At 73.0% G+C, this 18,129-nt stretch carries 14 protein-coding genes; 9 read left to right on the top strand and 5 right to left on the bottom strand.

The genetic code is table 11. The features are described from left to right. Positions 1–3 precede the first annotated feature (3 nt). Positions 4–630, top strand: a complete 627-nt coding sequence (gene coaE, locus SCATT_RS05175) for a dephospho-CoA kinase (RefSeq protein WP_014141882.1) — start codon at positions 4–6, stop codon at positions 628–630. A gap of 7 nt (positions 631–637) precedes the next feature. On the opposite strand, the gene SCATT_RS05170 is transcribed toward coaE, so the two are convergent. Next, complete coding sequence (locus tag SCATT_RS05170; RefSeq protein WP_014627526.1) at positions 638–2,080, bottom strand: N,N-dimethylformamidase beta subunit family domain-containing protein; 1,443 nt, start codon at positions 2,078–2,080, stop codon at positions 638–640. Between the two features lie 544 nt (positions 2,081–2,624). On the opposite strand from SCATT_RS05170, the gene SCATT_RS05165 reads away from it, so the two are divergent. Further along, entirely contained in the window at positions 2,625–2,993 is a 369-nt protein-coding gene (locus SCATT_RS05165) for a tetratricopeptide repeat protein (protein ID WP_014141880.1), read from the top strand. Positions 2,994–3,353: 360 nt separating this feature from the next. Here SCATT_RS05165 and SCATT_RS05160 read toward each other — a convergent pair whose 3' ends face one another. Both SCATT_RS05160 and SCATT_RS05155 read right to left on the bottom strand, forming a co-directional pair. Further along, positions 3,354–3,890, bottom strand: a complete 537-nt coding sequence (locus tag SCATT_RS05160; RefSeq protein WP_014141879.1) for a methylated-DNA--[protein]-cysteine S-methyltransferase — start codon at positions 3,888–3,890, stop codon at positions 3,354–3,356. A gap of 41 nt (positions 3,891–3,931) precedes the next feature. Continuing rightward, positions 3,932–5,380: a WGR domain-containing protein gene (locus SCATT_RS05155; RefSeq protein WP_014141878.1), complete on the bottom strand. Its 1,449-nt coding sequence runs from the start codon at positions 5,378–5,380 to the stop codon at positions 3,932–3,934. Between the two features lie 144 nt (positions 5,381–5,524). On the opposite strand from SCATT_RS05155, the gene uvrB reads away from it, so the two are divergent. The 6 genes from uvrB to SCATT_RS05125 all read left to right on the top strand — a co-directional run bounded on the left by uvrB (position 5,525) and on the right by SCATT_RS05125 (position 13,284). Further along, entirely contained in the window at positions 5,525–7,621 is a 2,097-nt protein-coding gene (uvrB, locus tag SCATT_RS05150) for an excinuclease ABC subunit UvrB (RefSeq protein ID WP_014141877.1), read from the top strand. A gap of 224 nt (positions 7,622–7,845) precedes the next feature. Then, a complete protein-coding gene (locus tag SCATT_RS05145; RefSeq protein WP_014141876.1) occupies positions 7,846–8,424 on the top strand; it encodes a TerD family protein in 579 nt (192 codons plus the stop codon). Between the two features lie 93 nt (positions 8,425–8,517). Further along, entirely contained in the window at positions 8,518–10,575 is a 2,058-nt protein-coding gene (locus SCATT_RS05140) for a TerD family protein (RefSeq protein ID WP_014141875.1), read from the top strand. A gap of 138 nt (positions 10,576–10,713) precedes the next feature. Then, a complete protein-coding gene (locus SCATT_RS05135; protein ID WP_014141874.1) occupies positions 10,714–11,724 on the top strand; it encodes a TerC family protein in 1,011 nt (336 codons plus the stop codon). A gap of 66 nt (positions 11,725–11,790) precedes the next feature. Then, positions 11,791–12,819, top strand: a complete 1,029-nt coding sequence (locus tag SCATT_RS05130; protein WP_014141873.1) for a cytochrome c oxidase assembly protein — start codon at positions 11,791–11,793, stop codon at positions 12,817–12,819. 159 nt (positions 12,820–12,978) lie between these two features. After that, entirely contained in the window at positions 12,979–13,284 is a 306-nt protein-coding gene (locus tag SCATT_RS05125) for a DUF3761 domain-containing protein (RefSeq protein WP_014141872.1), read from the top strand. Between the two features lie 73 nt (positions 13,285–13,357). Here SCATT_RS05125 and SCATT_RS05120 read toward each other — a convergent pair whose 3' ends face one another. Both SCATT_RS05120 and SCATT_RS05115 read right to left on the bottom strand, forming a co-directional pair. After that, positions 13,358–14,011 (bottom strand): MBL fold metallo-hydrolase, encoded by a 654-nt coding sequence (locus tag SCATT_RS05120; RefSeq protein ID WP_014627524.1) that lies wholly within the window; start codon positions 14,009–14,011, stop codon positions 13,358–13,360. Positions 14,012–14,016: 5 nt separating this feature from the next. Continuing rightward, positions 14,017–14,751 carry a maleylpyruvate isomerase family mycothiol-dependent enzyme gene (locus SCATT_RS05115; protein ID WP_014141870.1) on the bottom strand — a complete coding sequence of 245 codons (735 nt, stop codon included), beginning with the start codon at positions 14,749–14,751 and terminating at the stop codon, positions 14,017–14,019. Between the two features lie 316 nt (positions 14,752–15,067). Between SCATT_RS05115 and uvrA the strand changes: the two genes are divergently transcribed. Further along, positions 15,068–18,094 carry an excinuclease ABC subunit UvrA gene (gene uvrA, locus SCATT_RS05110; protein WP_014141869.1) on the top strand — a complete coding sequence of 1,009 codons (3,027 nt, stop codon included), beginning with the start codon at positions 15,068–15,070 and terminating at the stop codon, positions 18,092–18,094. Positions 18,095–18,129 lie beyond the last annotated feature (35 nt).

Raw genomic sequence — 18,129 nt, 5'->3', positions numbered from 1 at the left:
CCCATGCTGAATGTGGGGCTCACGGGCGGGATCGGGGCGGGCAAGAGCGAGGTCTCGCGGTTGCTGGTGTCGTACGGGGCGGTGCTGATCGACTCCGACCGCATCGCGCGCGAGGTCGTGGAGCCGGGCACCCCCGGACTCGCCGCCGTGGTGGCCGAGTTCGGCGACCAGGTGCTGACGGCGCAGGGCACGCTGGACCGGCCCAAGCTCGGCGGCATCGTCTTCGGCGACCCCGCCAGGCTCGCCGCGCTCAACGCGATCGTGCACCCGCTCGTCCGGGACCGCGCCGCCGAGTTGCAGGCCGCGGCCGGGCCGGAGGCCATCGTCGTCCACGACGTACCGCTCCTCACCGAGAACGGGCTGGCCGACCTCTACGACCTGGTGGTCGTGGTCGACGCCGACCCCGCCACCCAGCTCGACCGGCTGACACGGCTGCGCGGCATGACCGAGCAGGAGGCCCGGGCCCGGATGGCCGCCCAGGCCACCCGCGAGCAGCGGCTGGCCGTGGCCGACCTGGTGATCCGCAACGACGGCCCGCTGGAGGAGCTGGAGCGCCAGGTGGCCGGTGTCTGGCGTGAGTTGCGGGAACGGGCGGCGGCCCGCGGCACCGCCCGCCCCGCCGGAAACTGACGAACCGTCACCACAGGTGCTTCCGGCCCCATATCGGGTCGCCGTCGAAGGGGTGGTAGGCGTCCAGGTTGTCCTCGGCCGGATGCGTCCGCCCGGCCGGACCGGCGGCGAACGCCCGCAACAGGTTCTCGGTGACCCGTGAGGTGAAGGCGGCGGTGTGCGGCGGTATGCCGTGGCCGCCGTCCCCGGTGAGCGACTCCACCCAGCGCATGGTGCCGGTGTTGAAGACCCCGGCGCCGCTCGCCACCGTGTAGTACGCCGAGTCCGAGTAGCTGCGCACGCCCCGGCAGACCAGCCTGGAGTGGGCCACGATCTGGATCGGACGAGGCGTCGCGGCCCCGGAGTTGACCCGGTCGTACTCGGTGCCGACGAGGTTGGGGAAGCCGGTGCCACGGGTGACCCCGGTGCCCTCGAAGAGCCAGTGCCCGGGCTCGGCCACCACGTAGTCGGCGTCGGTCGGGTTGGACTCGTACAGCGTGCCGGTGAGCGAGTTCTCCGGACGGGCGGCGGGCGGCTCGCGGTAGTCCGTGGTGACCGCGGCGTCGTCCTTGCCGGCCAGCGGATCGCGTGGCCAGTCGGTCTTGTAGCAGACCACCAACCTGCGTTCCCCGCCCGGGGAGGGCTCCAGCCGGATCCGCCGGAAGCACGCGTTGGCGCCGAGGAAGGCCACGTTGGTGCCCGCGTCCCGGGCCGCGGTGACATGCGCCCGCATCGCCGGGGTCCAGTACTCGTCGTGGCCGAGGGAGACCACCGCGTGCGCCCCGCGCAGCAGCGCCGGGTCGCGGTCGACGTCCATGCCGGTGACGTACGCCAGCGGCAGCCCCAGCCGCTCGGCGAGCGCGATCGCCGGCTGCTCGTAGGTGGTGAACAGCGGCGCGCCGTCCTCGTCGTAGGGCCGGTCGCAGCCGACCGCCAGCGCCCGGCCGGAGTAGTCCGACTTGCCGCCCGGCCCGTGGTACAGGCTGTGGCCGCCCCAGGTGTTGTACGCCTGCCAGGTCGCCACCGCGTTGACCAGCACCAGCCGCCCCGCCGTCGTCGCCGAGCGGACGGTGACCGGTATGTACCGCTGCTCGCCGGTGTCGGCGGTGAGCCGGATCAGGTACGCGCCCTCCGGCCACCCCGTGGTGGTCACCGCCAGCGACGGCGGCCACCCCGCCAGCACGGTACGGGTGTCGCCCGACGGCCGGGGGATGCCGCGCGCCCCGCCCGGTGTCCTCGGCGACTCCCAGACCTTGCGGGCCTGCGCCCCGCCGTACCAGCCCATCCGGAACGCCTCGGCCCGGAACCCCTTGGCGGTGGTGGATATGTGCAGGTGGAACGTTTCGCCGGGCAGCACACTCACCCGGTCGGCGTATCCCTCCACCGCCCGGTCGGTGCCCCGGACGCGCAGCCGCCAGTCCGGATCGCCGGGGCGGGCGTTCTCCGTGGCGACGAAGGAGTCCCCGGCCACGCGTCCGGTCCCGCGCTCCCCGCCGCCCCGCCGTCCCGGGCCCTCGGAGCACCCGGCGACCAGCGCCCCGGCGCCGAGCCCGGCGGCGGCTCCGAGGAAGTGGCGGCGGGCCCAGTGCGGGGGGCGCGTGCCGGGGGAGGGGGCTTCGGCCCGGTGTGCTTCCGGCCGGGGCCGGTCGGCGGGGGCCCGCTCGGCTGGGGGTCATGGGAGGACTCCTGGTGGGGGAGGCGTGTCGGCGGGGCCGGCCGGCGCGGGACTTCTCGGCCGGGAGGTCCCCGTGGCCCATGGCCGGAGGGTAAGCAGACGCGGTCGCGGGCCGCCCGCCGGACGCGGCGTACGGGTGTCGCGTACGCGCGTACGCGCCGGGGTAGGGATGCCCTGTCGGCCGTCCGATCGCCTGGTTCACCCGATCGAGGGAGAAGCGGGCGGGAATCAGTGGTGCGGCCGGGACGTTTGCGTAGTACGTCGACGCCGGTGAGCCCGCGCGGGCCGTCCGCGTCGGCCGGCGCGGAACGCGCCACCGTCGTGTGGGAAGGAGACGGCCGTGCGTGAGCGGACCCCCGAGGACAACGTCATCGACTACCGGGCGGCCGAGCACCTGCTGGAGGCCCGGGACCCGCGGGGTGCGGTGAAGCTGCTCGACCCGGTGATCACCGCCCACCCGGAGAACACCGCGGCCCGGCTGCTGCGCGCCCGCGCCTTCTTCATGTCCGCCCAACTGCGCTCCGCCGAGCTGGAGTTCCAGATAGTCCTGGAGCGCGAGCCGGACAACGCCTTCGCCCACTTCGCCCTCGGCCGCACCCTCCAGCGGGCCAACCGCCACCAGGAAGCGGTGCGCCACTTCCGCCTCGCCGCCGCGCTCGACCCCAACCCGGAATACATGGCGAAGGCCGCCTTCGACCGCAAGGACTGAGCGCCGCCCCCACCCGTTGACCCGCCGGCGGGGCCTTGACCGGCTCGGGTGGGGAGCGCGCGTGGCGCTCTGCGCCGACGTAGTGGGTTGGCCCCATGGACGACGCCCGTGGCCGGCAGGGGACGGCGGTGCCCTTGCCTGGCGTGTGGCCCGCTCGCCTCGCCCGAGCGGGCTGCTCGTGGCGCCTCGTCCGTTGCCCGGCCGCTGTTCCGCTGGTGGGGCTTCACCGGCTCGGGTGGGGCCGCGCGTGGCGCATTGCCTCGACGCGGCCTGTCCGCCCCCCTGGCCCGACCGGCCGCGCGGGCCGGAGGGGACGGCGGCGGCCCCGACCGCCGTGTGGCCCGGGTCGGCGGGTCGCGTTCAGAACAGTGGCTGGGGGAGGACGCCCTCCAGGCCGAGGAGGGTCCGCTTGATCTCCAGGCCGCCGCCGAAGCCGCCGATGCCGCCGTCGCTCTCCACCACGCGGTGGCAGGGGACGACGACGGGCAGCGGGTTGGAGCCCATGGCGACCCCGACGGCCCGGGCGGCGCCGGGTTCGCCGACGCGGTCGGCGAGCGTCTGGTAGCCGACGACGGTGCCGTACGGTACACCGGTGGCCAGCTCGTGCAGGACCCGCCGGTTGAAACCGCCGCTGAGCGACCAGTCCAGCTCGACGGTGAAGTCGCGCAGCTCCCCGGCGAAGTAGGCGTCCAACTCCCGTGCCGCAAGCGCCAGATGGGCGTCGTCCGCGGGCTCGCCGGGCACCGGATCGGTGCCGAACCGCCCGGCCAGCCGGCGTACCGTCCGCTCCACCACCTGTTCCCCGGCCCGGAAGCCGACAGTGGCCAGCCCCTGATCCGTCGCGGCCAGGAACAGCGGGCCGATCGGGGTCTCCCGCACCGTCCAGATCACCTTCACGCCGCCAGCGTATGCCCCGCCACCGACAACGCCCCCGGCCGTCACACCAGCCGCCGGATCTCCCCGCGCACCCGGTAGAAGCCGCCGGGTGCCGGGTGCAGCGCGTCCACCAGGAATCGGGCGCCGGCCTCCCGGACGGCCCGCGGGAACTGCACGTTCCACGTCGGCTCGTACCCTTCCGAGACCACGTGGACCCGCAGCCGTGCCCCGTCCCGGACGCACTCGACCACCACGCCGTCCGCCCCCGCGCCCGTCACCGCCTGCGCCGACGCCACCGTCCGCACGGCCGTCGACGGGGTGTAGGTGGGCAGCGCCGCCGAGGACTTGACGTCCACCGGCACCGGCACGCTGCCGGACTGCGCGGCCGATATCGCGGCCGGCGAGGCGTCCACGCACACCAGCGAACCGTCCGTGGTCACCATGTACAGCTTCTCGTCCCGGTACTGCATCGACAGCGCCGAGCCGCCGCCGGTGCCCAGCTTCCACAGCCGGGTGCCGTGCGCGTCGAAGCAGTAGACCGAGGAGGCCGAGTCGCCGGCGAAGACGTACCGTCCGCCGGGGGCGGTGGCGCAGGAGTACACCACCGCGTCGCAGGCGTAGGTGGCCTCCACCGCGCCGGTGGCCTTCGCCAGCCGCTGGACGACCCGCTGGGCGGTGCCCGCGTAGACCGACGCGTCCTCCTGCCAGCCGAAGAGCACCGCGCCCCGGGTGTCGGTGTGCCACAGCTCCCCGCCGCCGTCCGGGGCGTACGCGGTCACACCCCGCGCGTGACCGTGGTACACGGCGTGGTCGTCACGCCGCACCATCCAGGCGTGCGCCCCCGTGCTCCGACGCGACCACTGGTACTCGTCCTCGTGGTCGATCACCGTCAGACCGCCGTTGCGGTCGGCGACGTTGAGGATGCCCTCGTGGATGTCGAGCCAGAAGATGTCCACGTCGGCGGCTATCTCGTAGGCGGCGAACGGCAGCTTGGAGGACAGGTCGTAGACGGTGCCGTCGTCGCACCCCGCGTAGATCCAGAAGTCGTCGGCGACCAGGCACTTGACGCCGTCCGGCAGCCGGTAGCGGGCGAGGACCTCGCCGTCGTGGCCGAGGGTGTAGACGTCCCCCGCCTGGTTGCCCACCCAGCAGCGGTCGTCGTCGATGTGTATGCCGAACGCCGAGGCACCGGTGCGGAACCGCCACAGCACCGGGGCGACCGCCCGGGCCGTCGACGGCGCCGAGGCCACCTGGCGCCGGGTGACCGGCCGGGCCGCCCGCTGCCCCGGCACCGCCGGCGCGTACCCCTTGCGCACCTTCTCGCCGATCTTCTTCGCCGCCGCGGCCTGCGCCTTCTGCTCGCTCGGGAACGTGGAACGCTGCACCTGCCCGGCGGCCCCGATCCGCCCGTAGCGCACCGTGACGGCCACGCCCTCCACCGTCACCTCGTAGAACTTGTGCGCCCCGCCGCCGTTCTCCGACAGCTCCAGGTACGTCGTGGACACCGACACCGCACAACCCCTTCCCGGACGGCCCCAGCAGCCGCCCCCCACACCGACGAACCCTAGGAGCGGCCACTGACAACGCCCCGCCGCCGAGGAGGCCGCCGGGCCGGCGCGCGCCCTTTGTCAGTGGCGGGTCGTACGGTGGGTTCCATGCGGCCCGTATCAGACATCGAACGCAAGGTGGCGCCCTTCCAGGTCGTCAGCCCTTACCAGCCCAGCGGTGACCAGCCGGCGGCCATCGCCGAGCTGGAGCGCAGGGTGCGGGCGGGCGAGAAGGACGTCGTGCTGCTGGGTGCCACCGGCACCGGCAAGTCCGCCACGACGGCGTGGATGATCGAGAAGCTCCAGCGCCCCACGCTCGTCATGGCGCCCAACAAGACGCTCGCCGCGCAGCTCGCCAACGAGTTCCGGGAGCTGCTGCCGAACAACGCGGTCGAGTACTTCGTCTCCTACTACGACTACTACCAGCCGGAGGCGTACGTCCCGCAGACGGACACCTACATCGAGAAGGACTCCTCGATCAACGAGGAGGTCGAGCGGCTGCGGCACTCCGCGACCAACTCCCTGCTCACCCGGCGTGACGTGGTGGTCGTCGCCTCCGTCTCGTGCATCTACGGCCTGGGCACGCCGCAGGAGTACGTCGACCGCATGGTGCCGCTGAAGGTGGGCGACGAGATCGACCGCGACCAGCTGCTGCGCCGGTTCGTCGACATCCAGTACACCCGCAACGACCTGGCGTTCACCCGGGGCACCTTCCGGGTGCGCGGCGACACCATCGAGATCTTCCCGGTCTACGAGGAGCTCGCGGTGCGCATCGAGATGTTCGGGGACGAGATCGAGGCGCTCTCCACCCTCCACCCCCTCACCGGCGAGGTGATCACCGAGGACCAGGAGCTGTACGTCTTCCCGGCCACCCACTACGTGGCCGGCCCCGAGCGGATGGAACGGGCGATCGCCGGCATCGAGTCCGAGCTGGAGACCACGCTGGCCAGGCTGGAGAAGCAGGGCAAGCTGCTGGAGGCCCAGCGGCTGCGCATGCGCACCACCTACGACATCGAGATGATGCGCCAGATCGGCACCTGCTCCGGCATCGAGAACTACTCGCGGCACATCGACGGCCGCGAGGCCGGCACGGCGCCCAACACCCTCCTCGACTACTTCCCCGACGACTTCCTGCTGGTCATCGACGAGTCGCACGTCACCGTGCCGCAGATCGGCGCGATGTACGAGGGGGACGCCTCGCGCAAGCGCACCCTGATCGACCACGGCTTCCGGCTGCCGTCCGCGCTCGACAACCGCCCGCTGAAGTGGGAGGAGTTCCTGGAGCGCGTCGACCAGACCGTCTACCTGTCGGCCACCCCGGGCCCGTACGAGCTCTCCCGCTCCGACGGCGTGGTCGAGCAGATCATCCGCCCGACCGGGCTGATCGACCCCGAGGTGATCGTCAAGCCGACCGAGGGCCAGATCGACGACCTGGTGCACGAGATCCGGCTGCGCGCCGAACGCGACGAGCGGGTGCTGGTGACCACGCTCACCAAGAAGATGGCCGAGGACCTCACCGACTACATGCTGGAGCTCGGCATCCAGGTCCGCTATCTGCACAGCGACATCGACACCCTGCGCCGGGTGGAGCTCCTGCGCGACCTGCGGGCGGGCGAGTTCGACGTGCTCGTCGGCATCAACCTGCTGCGTGAGGGGCTCGACCTGCCCGAGGTCTCCCTGGTCGCCATCCTCGACGCCGACAAGGAGGGCTTCCTGCGCTCGGGCACCTCCCTGATCCAGACGATCGGCCGCGCCGCGCGCAACGTCTCCGGCCAGGTCCACATGTACGCGGACAAGATCACCCCGGGTATGGAACGCGCCATCGACGAGACCAACCGGCGGCGCCAGAAGCAGATCGCGTACAACGAGGAGAACGGCATCGACCCGCAGCCGCTGCGGAAGAAGATCGCCGGGATCCTCGACTCCTTCGCCCGGGAGGACGCCGACACCGAGGAGCTGCTCGGTTCCGGCCGCCAGCGCTCGCGCGGCAAGTCGCCGGTGCCGGGGCTGTCGGCCAAGTCCGCCGGGAAGCGGTCGGGCAAGAGCCTGGCCGCCGACGAACTCACCGATCTCATCGAGGAGTTGACGCAGCAGATGCACACCGCCGCCGCGGAGCTCCAGTTCGAGGTGGCCGCCCGCCTCCGGGACGAGTTGGGCGAGCTGAAGAAGGAGCTGCGTCAGATGAGGGAGGCCGGGATCGCCTGACCCGCGGGGCCATCGGCCCTTTCACCCCCTTCGTCCCCTCGGCCGGGCGCTGCCGCGGATGTCGCGGGATCGCCACAAAGCCGGTCCGGCCTGCCGCCGTCGGGACGAGGTGCGTAGGGTGCGAGGAGACCGGTCGTCCCGCGAGGGGCGGCCGGGCGGCCGGAACGACCGATCCGGCGGGGAACGGCGCGGTGGCCCGCGCGAACGGACGGAGGGGAACGCCCGTGACGGTGAACTTGTCCAAGGGCCAGCAGGTCAGCCTGGTCAAGAGCGGTGGGGGGACGCTGACCGCGGTCCGCATGGGGCTCGGCTGGCAGGCGGCGCCGCGCCGCGGGCTCTTCGGCCGCCGCACCCGGGAGATAGACCTCGACGCCTCGGCGGTGCTCTTCGCGGACAAGCAGCGGGTCGACATGGTCTGGTTCCGCCAGCTGATCAGCGAGGACGGTTCGGTGCGCCACACCGGCGACAACCTGGTCGGCGGGGCGGGCCAGGGCGGCGACGACGAGGCGATCCTGGTGGACCTGGAGCGCGTTCCGGTCCACGTCGACCAGATCGTCTTCACCGTCAACTCCTTCACCGGGCAGACCTTCGAGGAGGTCCGGAACGCGTTCTGCCGGCTGGTCGACGAGACCAACGGCCAGGAGCTGGCCCGTTACACCCTCACCGGCGGCGGCCCGTACACCGGGCAGATCATGGCCAAGGTGCACCGTTCCGGCGGCGCCTGGTCGATGACCGCGATCGGTGCCCCGGCCGGCGGCCGGACCATCAACGACCTGATGGGTTCGATCGTGCCGCACCTGTGAGCGGGGGCGCCGCCGACCGCGTGAGCCTGCCGCACCCGGGACGGAACGGTCGGACCGCCGGCGCCGCGACGACCGAGGGAACGGGGAGGACCGATGGGCGTCGAACTGGTACGGGGAGAGAACCAGCCGCTGGCGGGAAACCGGCTGCGGATCCACGTCTCGGCGGCGGTGCCGCTGGTCGTCGGGGCCGTGCTGGACGAGGGGCGCGGTGCCGCCGGGGGAGGCGCGAGCTTCCTGCGGCCCGGCGCGCCGGCGCGTGCGGACGGGCTGCGCGTGCCTCCGGCCGCCGCCCGCGATCACGAACTCACCGTCGATCTGGCCGAGTTGCCGGCCGCGGTGGGGCGGCTCGGTGTGGTGCTCGCGTTGCCGCCCGGTCGCGGCGGACGGCGGGTGCCGGACCGGTTCGGCGTGCCGGCGCCGCCGCGCGTGCGGGTCACCGGCGAGGACGGCTCGGCCGAGCCGCTCGCCTTCGTGCTGACCGGCCTGGACACCGAGACCGCGGTCGTCGCCGTGGAGCTGTACCGCCGGCACGGCGGCTGGCGGCTGCGCGCCGTCGGCCAGGGGTACGCGGACGGGCTGCCGCGGCTGCTGGCCGACCACGGAGTCCCGGACCCGGCGGCCGTGGCCGCCGCCGTGGACCAGGCGATAGCCGGCCCCCGATGCTCCGCCCCGGCCCCGCCGAGCCCCCCGGCCCCGGCACTCCCGCCGCCAGGCCCCGCGGCCCTGACGCCCCCGCCCGCCCCGTCGGCGCCCCCGCCGCCGCTGCCGCCAGGCCCCGCGGTCCCGGACGGCTCCGCCGACCATGGGGCTCCGGGGCCCCCGTGGGCTCCGGCAGCCCCACGGCTCCGGTACCCCCCGCCTCGGCGACACCGCCGGGTCACCCCGCCCCCGCCCGCCTTCCCGCCTCGGCAACCCCGCCCCAGCCGTCCGGCCCGGTGGCGGGGGGCGTTTCCGTTCTGCCTTCGCCGCGGCGGGCGTTGGACGAGGGGGGTGGGGGGGCCGGGGTGGCTGCCTTACGCGGGGGATGCCGCGGGGTGGAGTCTGGAGGAGCGGCTGTACAACCAGGTCAACGGGATGTTCGAGGATCTGGCGAGGGCGATGGCGGGGTATCGGGGGGCGGTGGAGTTCGCGGACGGGCGGTTGGAGCGGGAGCTCGACCGGTTGCTCGGGGAGCCGGGGTCGCGGCTGGGGGCCGCCGTGGAGGCCGCCCGGGACCAGGCGTCGGCCGCCCGGCAGGCGCTGGTGGACCAGGCGAGGGCCGCCCTCGACCGGGACCTGCGGCAGCTCACCGCGGAGTCGGAGGTGGTCGAGCCCGCGCTGCCGTCCGGGTGCGCGGGGTGGGAGAGCCCGGTGTGGCAGGCGTACCGTCCGCCGGAGGCGCTGCCCTGGGCGGTACGGCTCGGTGATCTCCATCTGCCGGAGGTGCCCGAGCTGCGCATACCGATGCTGACGCGGCTGCCGCTGGAGTGCGGGCTGTGGGTGGACAGCGGGCACGACGCGGACCTGGCGGATGAGGCCGGGCCGGAGGCGGAGCAGGTGCGGCGGCGGGCGCTGGAGACGGCCGTGGCGCTGGTGGTGCGGTTGCTCGCCGTCCACCCGGCCGGCGGGCTCACCGTTCATCTGCTGGATCCGGCCGGGACCGCCGCGGCGGCCTTCGGTCCGGCGGCGGAGGCGTTGCGCCGGGCGGGCGTCCTCGCCGAACGGCCGGGCGGTGTGGCGGAGGTGCTGGAGGAGCTGGCGCTGCGGTCGGATCTGGTGCGGATGGCGTCGGACGGGCGCGGTACGCAGGCCGACCCGAAGCTGCCCGGTCCGTTGCGCGGTGCCCGGCTGCTGGTGGTCAACGACTTTCCGTACGGGTTCGACGACCGGTCCGTCGCGCTGCTGGGCCGGATCGCCGAGGAGGGGCCGGACGCCGGGGTGCTCCCGCTGGTGGTCGCGGCGCGCGCGGACGCGGCGGGGCGCGGGCCGGTGGCGGCCGATGTGCTGGGGCGGTCGCTGCTGCGGCTCACCCCGTTCCCCGGGGAGCACGTGGCGGACCCGTGGGTGGGCCACACCTGGACGTACGAGCCGTTGCTGCCGCCCGAGGGCAGCCGGGTGCTGGAGCGGGTGCTGGGGGAGGTGGCCGCGGTCCGGCAGGCGCACGGCAGGTGAGCCACGGCCACCGGCGCACGGTGCGGGGGAGGCCGCGGCGTCCGCGGAGCGCTCCGGTAGCGTTCCTCTCCGACGCTCCCACCTGGCCACTTGACCAAGTATTTACCGCATCTTGGTGAATCTTGTACGGTTCGTGGCGTGGATGTCGCGCTGATCGTCTGGGTGGTGACCATCCTCGGCCTGTGTGCCCTGATCGGCGTGGACATCGCCGTGGGGGGCCGCAAGCCGCACGACGTGTCGGTCGGTCAAGCGGCGGTGTGGACGCTCGCTTGGACCGGCCTCGCCGTGCTCTTCGGCGTCGGGCTGCTGCTGGTGGCCGGGGGCGGGCCGGCCGGGGAGTTCTTCGCGGGGTTCGTCACCGAGAAGGCGCTCAGCGTCGACAACCTCTTCGTCTTCGTGCTGATCATGGCGAAGTTCGCGGTACCCGGCCGCTACCAGCAGCGGGTGCTGCTGATCGGGGTCCTCGTCGCGCTCGTGCTGCGCGCGGTCCTCATCGCCGCCGGCGCCGCCGCCATCGCCGCCTTCGGGTGGCTGTTCCCCCTCTTCGGCGCCTTCCTGATCTGGACCGCGGTCAAGCTGCTGCGGGAGGCCCGGCGCCCCGAGCCGGCCGAGGAGTACACCGGGAACCGGCTGCTGCGCGCGGTCCGGCGCCGGGTGCCGACCACCTCCGGCTACCGGGGCACGGCGCTGTTCGTGACCGAGCGGGGCCGGCGGCTGGCGACCCCGATGCTCGTCGTGGTGGTCGCCATCGGCACCACCGACGTGCTCTTCGCGCTCGACTCCATCCCGGCGATCTTCGGCCTGACCCAGGACCCGTACATCGTCTTCACGGCCAACGCCTTCGCGCTGATGGGCCTGCGCCAGCTGTACTTCCTCATCGGCGGCCTGCTCCGGCGGCTGGTCCACCTCTCCTACGGGCTGTCGGTCGTGCTCGGCTTCATCGGCGTCAAGCTGGTGCTGCACGCCCTGCACCAGTCCGGGGCGCAGGTGCCGGAGATCTCCGTCCCCGTCTCGCTCGCCGTGATCGCGGCCGTCCTGGCGGTCACCACGGCCACCAGCCTGATCGCCTCGCGCCGCGCGCCGGCGCCGGACGACGCCGTCCAGCGGTCCCCCGCCCCGGCGCGCGAACGCACCACACCCCCCGTCTAACCTGGTTGCCGCGATCGAGGAGACCGCGGCAGCAGACCCAGGCGAACGTGAGGCAGGTGGGTGCCGGTGCACACCTTGGCGGCGACAGCTCTGCCGGAGCTGACGGTTTCCCGGTTCCTCGGCACCTGGGAGGCCGACCCGTACGCGCTGGCCTTCACGGTGCTGCTCGGGGCGCTCTACGCGGCCGGCGTGGTACGGCTGCGCAGGCGGGGCGAGCGCTGGTCGGCAGGGCGCACGGCGGCCTTCGGGGTGCTGGGCCTTGGCATGATCGTGATCGCCACGATGTCGGCGCTGATGGTCTACAGCCGGGTGCTGTTCTGGCCGGCCGCGGTGCAGAACATCGTGCTCGACCTGCTGGCCCCGCTCGGCCTCGCCCTCGGCGACCCCCTCACCCTGGCCTCCCGCGCCCTGGGGGAGACCGGCCGCCGCCGGCTGGACGCGGCCGTGGGCGGACGCCTGGTGCGCTTCCTCACCTTCCCCCTGGTCAGCTCGGTGGCGGTGCTCGCCTCGGAGCTGACGATCTACTTCACCCCGTACTTCCAGACCGCGCTGCGCCAGGACGGGGTGCGTCAGCTGATGCATCTGCAACTGCTGCTCACCGGCTGCCTGTTCGTGCTGCCGATGCTCACCCGGCAGGAGCTGCTGCCGCGTTGGTGCAGCCACCCGGTACGGGCGGTGCTCGTCCTGTTCGACGGGCTCTTCGACTCGGTGCCGGGCATCGTGGTGATGACCAGCGGCACCCTGGTCGCCGGACACTGGTACGCCACCCACCCGCGGACCTGGGGGCCGACGCTCCAGCGCGACCAGATGATCGGCGGCGGCCTGATGGTGACCATCGCCGAACTGATCGGACTTCCGTTCCTGATCGCGGTCTTCGTCGAGTGGTGGCGTGCCGAACGGTCGAAGACCGCCGAACTCGACGAACGCCTCGACCGCGAACTGGTGCCGGCCACCGACGTCCCCGCACCGGCCGAGCCGTCCGCCCCGCGACCGGCCGGTGCCCCGGAGCCGCCCGCCGCCGGGCTCGTCCGCCCGTGGTGGGAAACGGAGGGCGGCGAGGTCGGCCAACGCGTACGGCGCCAGACGCGCGGCTAGCGGCGGCCCCGCCCGGACCGGGGCGTACACACGGCGTCCATGTGATCATCACCTTTTCGTCACGGCTACCGTGTTCACCCCGCCCGGACCCGCCCGAGCCGGGACGATCAGGGCTCCCGTCGGACCGCCGTGGTGTCCGACCTGTCTTACGGAGACCTGATGAGCCGCATATCCACCCTGCCGCCGAGGGCGGCCCGGCCACGGACGTCCGCCGTGCGCGGCGGGTTCGCCAAGGCGGTGGCCGCCGCCGCGATGGGCGCCGCGCTGCTGGTGCCGCTGGCCGGCCAGGCGCAGGCGGCGCCCGCCAGGAGCGCGTGCGCCCACCACACCACCGGCACCTGCGCCCCCTGGGTGAAGCACCCGCGCGGCGCCACCGCCAAGTGCAAGGACGGCACCTTCAGCTTCTCGGCGCACTTCTCCGGCACCTGCTCGCACCACCGCGGGGTGCGCTACTGGTTCAAGTAACCGTCGGCGGGAACGGCGGCGCCCGCCGGGCGTGTCCGTACGCGCCGGCGGGCGCCGCCGTCCTCCGCGGTGCTCACCAGCCGCGTTCGCGCCACTCCGCCAGATGCGGACGCTCGGCGCCCAGCGTGGTGTCGTTGCCGTGCCCGGGGTAGATCCACGCCTCGTCCGGCAGGACGCCGAAGAGCTTGGCCTCCAGCCCGTCCATGAGCGAGGTGAACTCCTCCGGGTTCGTCGTCCGGCCGGGACCGCCGGGGAAGAGGCAGTCGCCGGTGAAGACGTGCGGGTGCCCGTGCGGGTCGTCGTAGACCAGGGCGATGCTGCCCGGGGTGTGGCCGACCAGGTGGCGGGCGGTCAGCTCGACCCGGCCCACCCGTACGGTGTCGCCGTCGTCCACGAGGACGTCGGTCGGTACCGGGACGCCCTCCGCGTCGTGGCGGCCGGCGTAGGTGCGGGCGCCGGTGGCCGCGACCACCTCGGCCAGCGCCTGCCAGTGGTCGCCGTGGCGGTGCGTGGTGACGACGGAGGCCAGTCCGTCCGGGCCGATCACCTCCAGCAGGGTGGCGGCGTCGTTGGCCGCGTCGATCAGCAGTTGCTCGCCGGTGTTCCGGCAGCGCAGCAGGTAGGCGTTGTTGTCCATGGGGCCTACCGCGACCTTGGTGATCATCAGGTCGGTGAGTTCGTGCACGTCGGGTGTTCCGCCGACCTTCACTGCTCCGGTGTACGACATGGCGGTCACCCTAGCGGGGGGAGCGCGGGAAGGGACTTGTGCGCGGGCGTGGTGGTCAGCTCCTCGGCGCCGGCCCGGCCGGTGACCCAGGCGAGCAGGGCGCGGGTGGGGCCGGTGACGGTCAGCTCGGGCTCCTCGGCGGCGCCGATCTCCCACCGCTCACCGCTCTCGGCGTCGTGCACCTCGATGGCGGGAATACCCTCGCGGCCGACGAGGTTGTCCACCCGTGTCGCCAGTTCCCGGGCGGCGAAGTCGGCGGGCAGGTCGCGGCAGGTGTAGCCGATGCCGAGGTCGACGAGGTGCAGCCGCAGTTCGGCCACCCGCCGGTCGGGCAGCTCGGCGGCGGGCTTGACCACGTTCTGCCGGGTGCGCACCTGGGCGGCCCAGTCGGTGGCGGACATCGCCCCGATGGCGTCGGCCAGGCGCCGCGCGGAGGTGCGCAGGTCGTCCAGGTGCTCGGTGAGCGGCCGGCCGGCGCCCTCCTCGATGTCCTTGTTCCGGGTCTCCTCGTCGGCGTACATCGGCGTCTCCACGCCGGTGCGGGCCCAGGTGAGGAGGTTCACCATGGCGTCGGCGTTGCGCGCCAGGTGGGTCAGGACGTGGCCGCGGGTCCAGCCCGGGAGCAGCGAGGGCTCGCCGACGGACTCGGCGGGCAGCGCGGAGACCGCGTCGATCAGCTCTTGCGTGGCACGCCGGACGGCGTCCGCGTCGGCGGCGGGATCGGGGCGTTGGACGGACACGTGCAGCCTCCTTGATCGATGTTCCGTCTCCGACGCTAGCGCTCCTCACTCGACCGGGTGAACCTGGCGACTGTCGGCCGAAAATCGAATACGCGTGCTATAGGCTCGGGAGGGCACGGCAGCAGCACGTCACCGCCGGGCGGCCCCCGTCCGCCCTCCGGCAACGGCTGGATTCCCCGCAACGACCACGAGAGCGGCAGGCACCCCGGTTACGCTGGCTGGGGGACTCCAGGGGGCGCCACCCTCCGATCGCAGGGGGCCTGCCCGTCTCCACCAGGGCGTTGCCCTCCGTTTTCTACGAAAGGTACGGACCGGCGTGGCCGATCGACTCACCGTCCGCGGCGCTCGCGAACACAACCTCAAGAACGTCTCGCTGGACCTGCCCCGGGACTCCCTCATCGTCTTCACGGGTCTGTCCGGATCCGGCAAGTCGTCCCTGGCGTTCGACACGATCTTCGCCGAGGGGCAGCGTCGCTACGTCGAGTCGCTCTCCTCGTACGCCCGGCAGTTCCTCGGCCAGATGGACAAGCCGGACGTCGACTTCATCGAGGGGCTCTCGCCCGCGGTCTCCATCGACCAGAAGTCCACCTCGCGCAACCCGCGCTCCACCGTCGGCACCATCACCGAGGTCTACGACTACCTGCGGCTGCTCTTCGCCCGCATCGGCAAGCCGCACTGCCCCGAGTGCCGTCGGCCGATCTCCCGGCAGTCGCCGCAGGCCATCGTCGACCGGGTGCTGGAGCTGGAGGAGGGCAGCCGCTTCCAGGTGCTCGCCCCGCTGGTGCGCGAGCGCAAGGGCGAGTACGTCGACCTCTTCGCCGACCTGCAGACCAAGGGCTACAGCCGGGCCCGGGTGGACGGCGTCATCGTCCACCTCACCGAGCCGCCCAAGCTGAAGAAGCAGGAGAAGCACACCATCGAGGTGGTCGTCGACCGCCTCACCGTCAAGGGCAGCGCCAAGCGGCGGCTGACCGACTCGGTGGAGACGGCCCTGGGCCTCTCCGGCGGCATGGTCGTGCTGGACTTCGTCGACCTGCCCGAGGACGATCCGCAGCGCGAGCGGATGTTCTCCGAGCACCTCTACTGCCCCTACGACGACCTCTCCTTCGAGGAGCTGGAGCCCCGTTCCTTCTCCTTCAACTCGCCGTTCGGCGCCTGCCCCGACTGCACCGGCATCGGCACCCGCATGGAGGTCGACCCCGAGCTGATCGTCCCGGACGAGGAGAAGTCGCTGGACGAGGGGGCCATCGCCCCCTGGTCGCTCGGCCACACCCGCGACTACTTCGCCCGCCTGGTCGGCGCCCTCGCCGGCGAGCTGGGCTTCCGCACCGACATCCCCTGGAACGGGCTGCCGCAGCGGGCCAAGAAGGCACTGCTGGGCGGCCACAAGACGCAGATCCAGGTCAGCTACCGCAACCGCTACGGGCGGGAGCGCTCGTACACCACGGCGTTCGAGGGGGCCATCCCGTTCGTGCGCCGCCGCCACTCCGAGGCCGAGTCCGACGCCAGCCGGGAGCGCTTCGAGGGCTACATGCGCGAGGTGCCCTGCCCCACCTGCGAGGGCACCCGGCTCAAGCCCATCGTGCTCGCCGTCACCGTCGCGGAGAAGTCCATCGCCGAGGTCTCGGCGATGTCCATCAGCGACTGCGCGGAGTTCCTCCGCTCGCTCACCCTCACCCCGCGTGAGAAGACCATCGCCGAGCGGGTGCTCAAGGAGGTCAACGAACGGCTGCGGTTCCTGGTCGACGTCGGCCTGGACTACCTCTCGCTCAGCCGCGCGGCCGGCACCCTGTCCGGCGGCGAGGCCCAGCGCATCCGCCTCGCCACCCAGATCGGCTCCGGCCTGGTCGGCGTGTTGTACGTGCTGGACGAGCCCTCCATCGGCCTCCACCAGCGCGACAACCACCGGCTGATCGAGACCCTGGTCCGCCTGCGCGACCTGGGCAACACCCTGATCGTGGTCGAGCACGACGAGGACACCATCCGCACCTCCGACTGGGTGGTCGACATCGGCCCCGGCGCCGGGGAACACGGCGGCAAGGTGGTCCACTCCGGCTCGCTCGCCGAGCTGCTGGCCAACGACGAGTCGCTGACCGGTCAGTATCTGTCCGGCAAGCGCGCGATCCCGGTGCCCGAGCAGCGCCGGCCGGTGGACGGCGAGCGGAAGCTGACGGTCCACGGCGCCCGGGAGAACAACCTGCGGGACATCTCCGTCTCCTTCCCGCTCGGCGTCTTCACCGCGGTCACCGGGGTCTCCGGATCCGGCAAGTCCACGCTGGTCAACGACATCCTCTACACCCACCTGGCGCGGGAGCTCAACGGCGCCCGGGCGGTGCCGGGACGCCACACCCGGGTGGACGGCGACGACCTGGTGGACAAGGTGGTCCACGTCGACCAGTCGCCGATCGGCCGCACCCCGCGGTCCAACCCGGCCACCTACACCGGTGTCTTCGACCACATCCGCAAGCTCTTCGCCGAGACGATGGAGGCCAAGGTCCGCGGCTACCTGCCGGGCCGGTTCTCCTTCAACGTCAAGGGCGGTCGCTGCGAGAACTGCTCCGGTGACGGCACCATCAAGATCGAGATGAACTTCCTGCCGGACGTCTACGTCCCCTGCGAGGTCTGCCACGGCGCCCGCTACAACCGGGAGACGCTGGAGGTCCACTACAAGGGCAAGTCCATCGCCGAGGTGCTCGACATGCCGATCGAGGAGGCGCTGGAGTTCTTCGAGGCGGTCCCCGCGATCGCCCGCCACCTGCGCACCCTCAACGACGTCGGCCTGGGCTACGTACGCCTCGGGCAGAGCGCGCCCACCCTCTCCGGCGGCGAGGCCCAGCGGGTCAAGCTCGCCAGCGAGCTGCAGAAGCGCTCCACCGGACGCACCGTCTACGTGCTGGACGAGCCCACCACCGGTCTGCACTTCGAGGACATCAGCAAGCTGATCACCGTTCTGTCCGGCCTGGTCGACAAGGGCAACACGGTGATCGTGATCGAGCACAACCTCGACGTGATCAAGACCGCCGACTGGATCGTCGACATGGGCCCCGAGGGCGGCAACGGCGGCGGCCTGGTGGTCGCCGAGGGCACCCCCGAGCAGGTCGCGGCGGTCCCGGCCAGCCACACCGGCAAGTTCCTGCGGGACATCCTGGGCGAGCGGGTCAGCGACGCCACCCCGTCCGCCCCCAGGCGCGGCACCCGCAAGGCCCCGGCCAAGCAGGTCGCCGCCGCCCGCGGCACCGCCCGCAAGACGGCCACCAGCCGCACCACGGCGGCCAAGACGGCCTCCGGCGGCCCGGCGGGCAAGGCCGCCGCGACCCGCAAGCGCACCAGCGGCAAGGGGTGACCGGCGGCTCCGGGCCCGGCACGCCGGCCACGTAG

Source organism: Streptantibioticus cattleyicolor NRRL 8057 = DSM 46488 (genome assembly GCF_000240165.1).
GTDB lineage: Bacteria > Actinomycetota > Actinomycetes > Streptomycetales > Streptomycetaceae > Streptantibioticus > Streptantibioticus cattleyicolor.
Note: the sequence above shows the minus strand (reverse complement) of the source record. Positions and strands in the feature narration are given on the sequence as shown.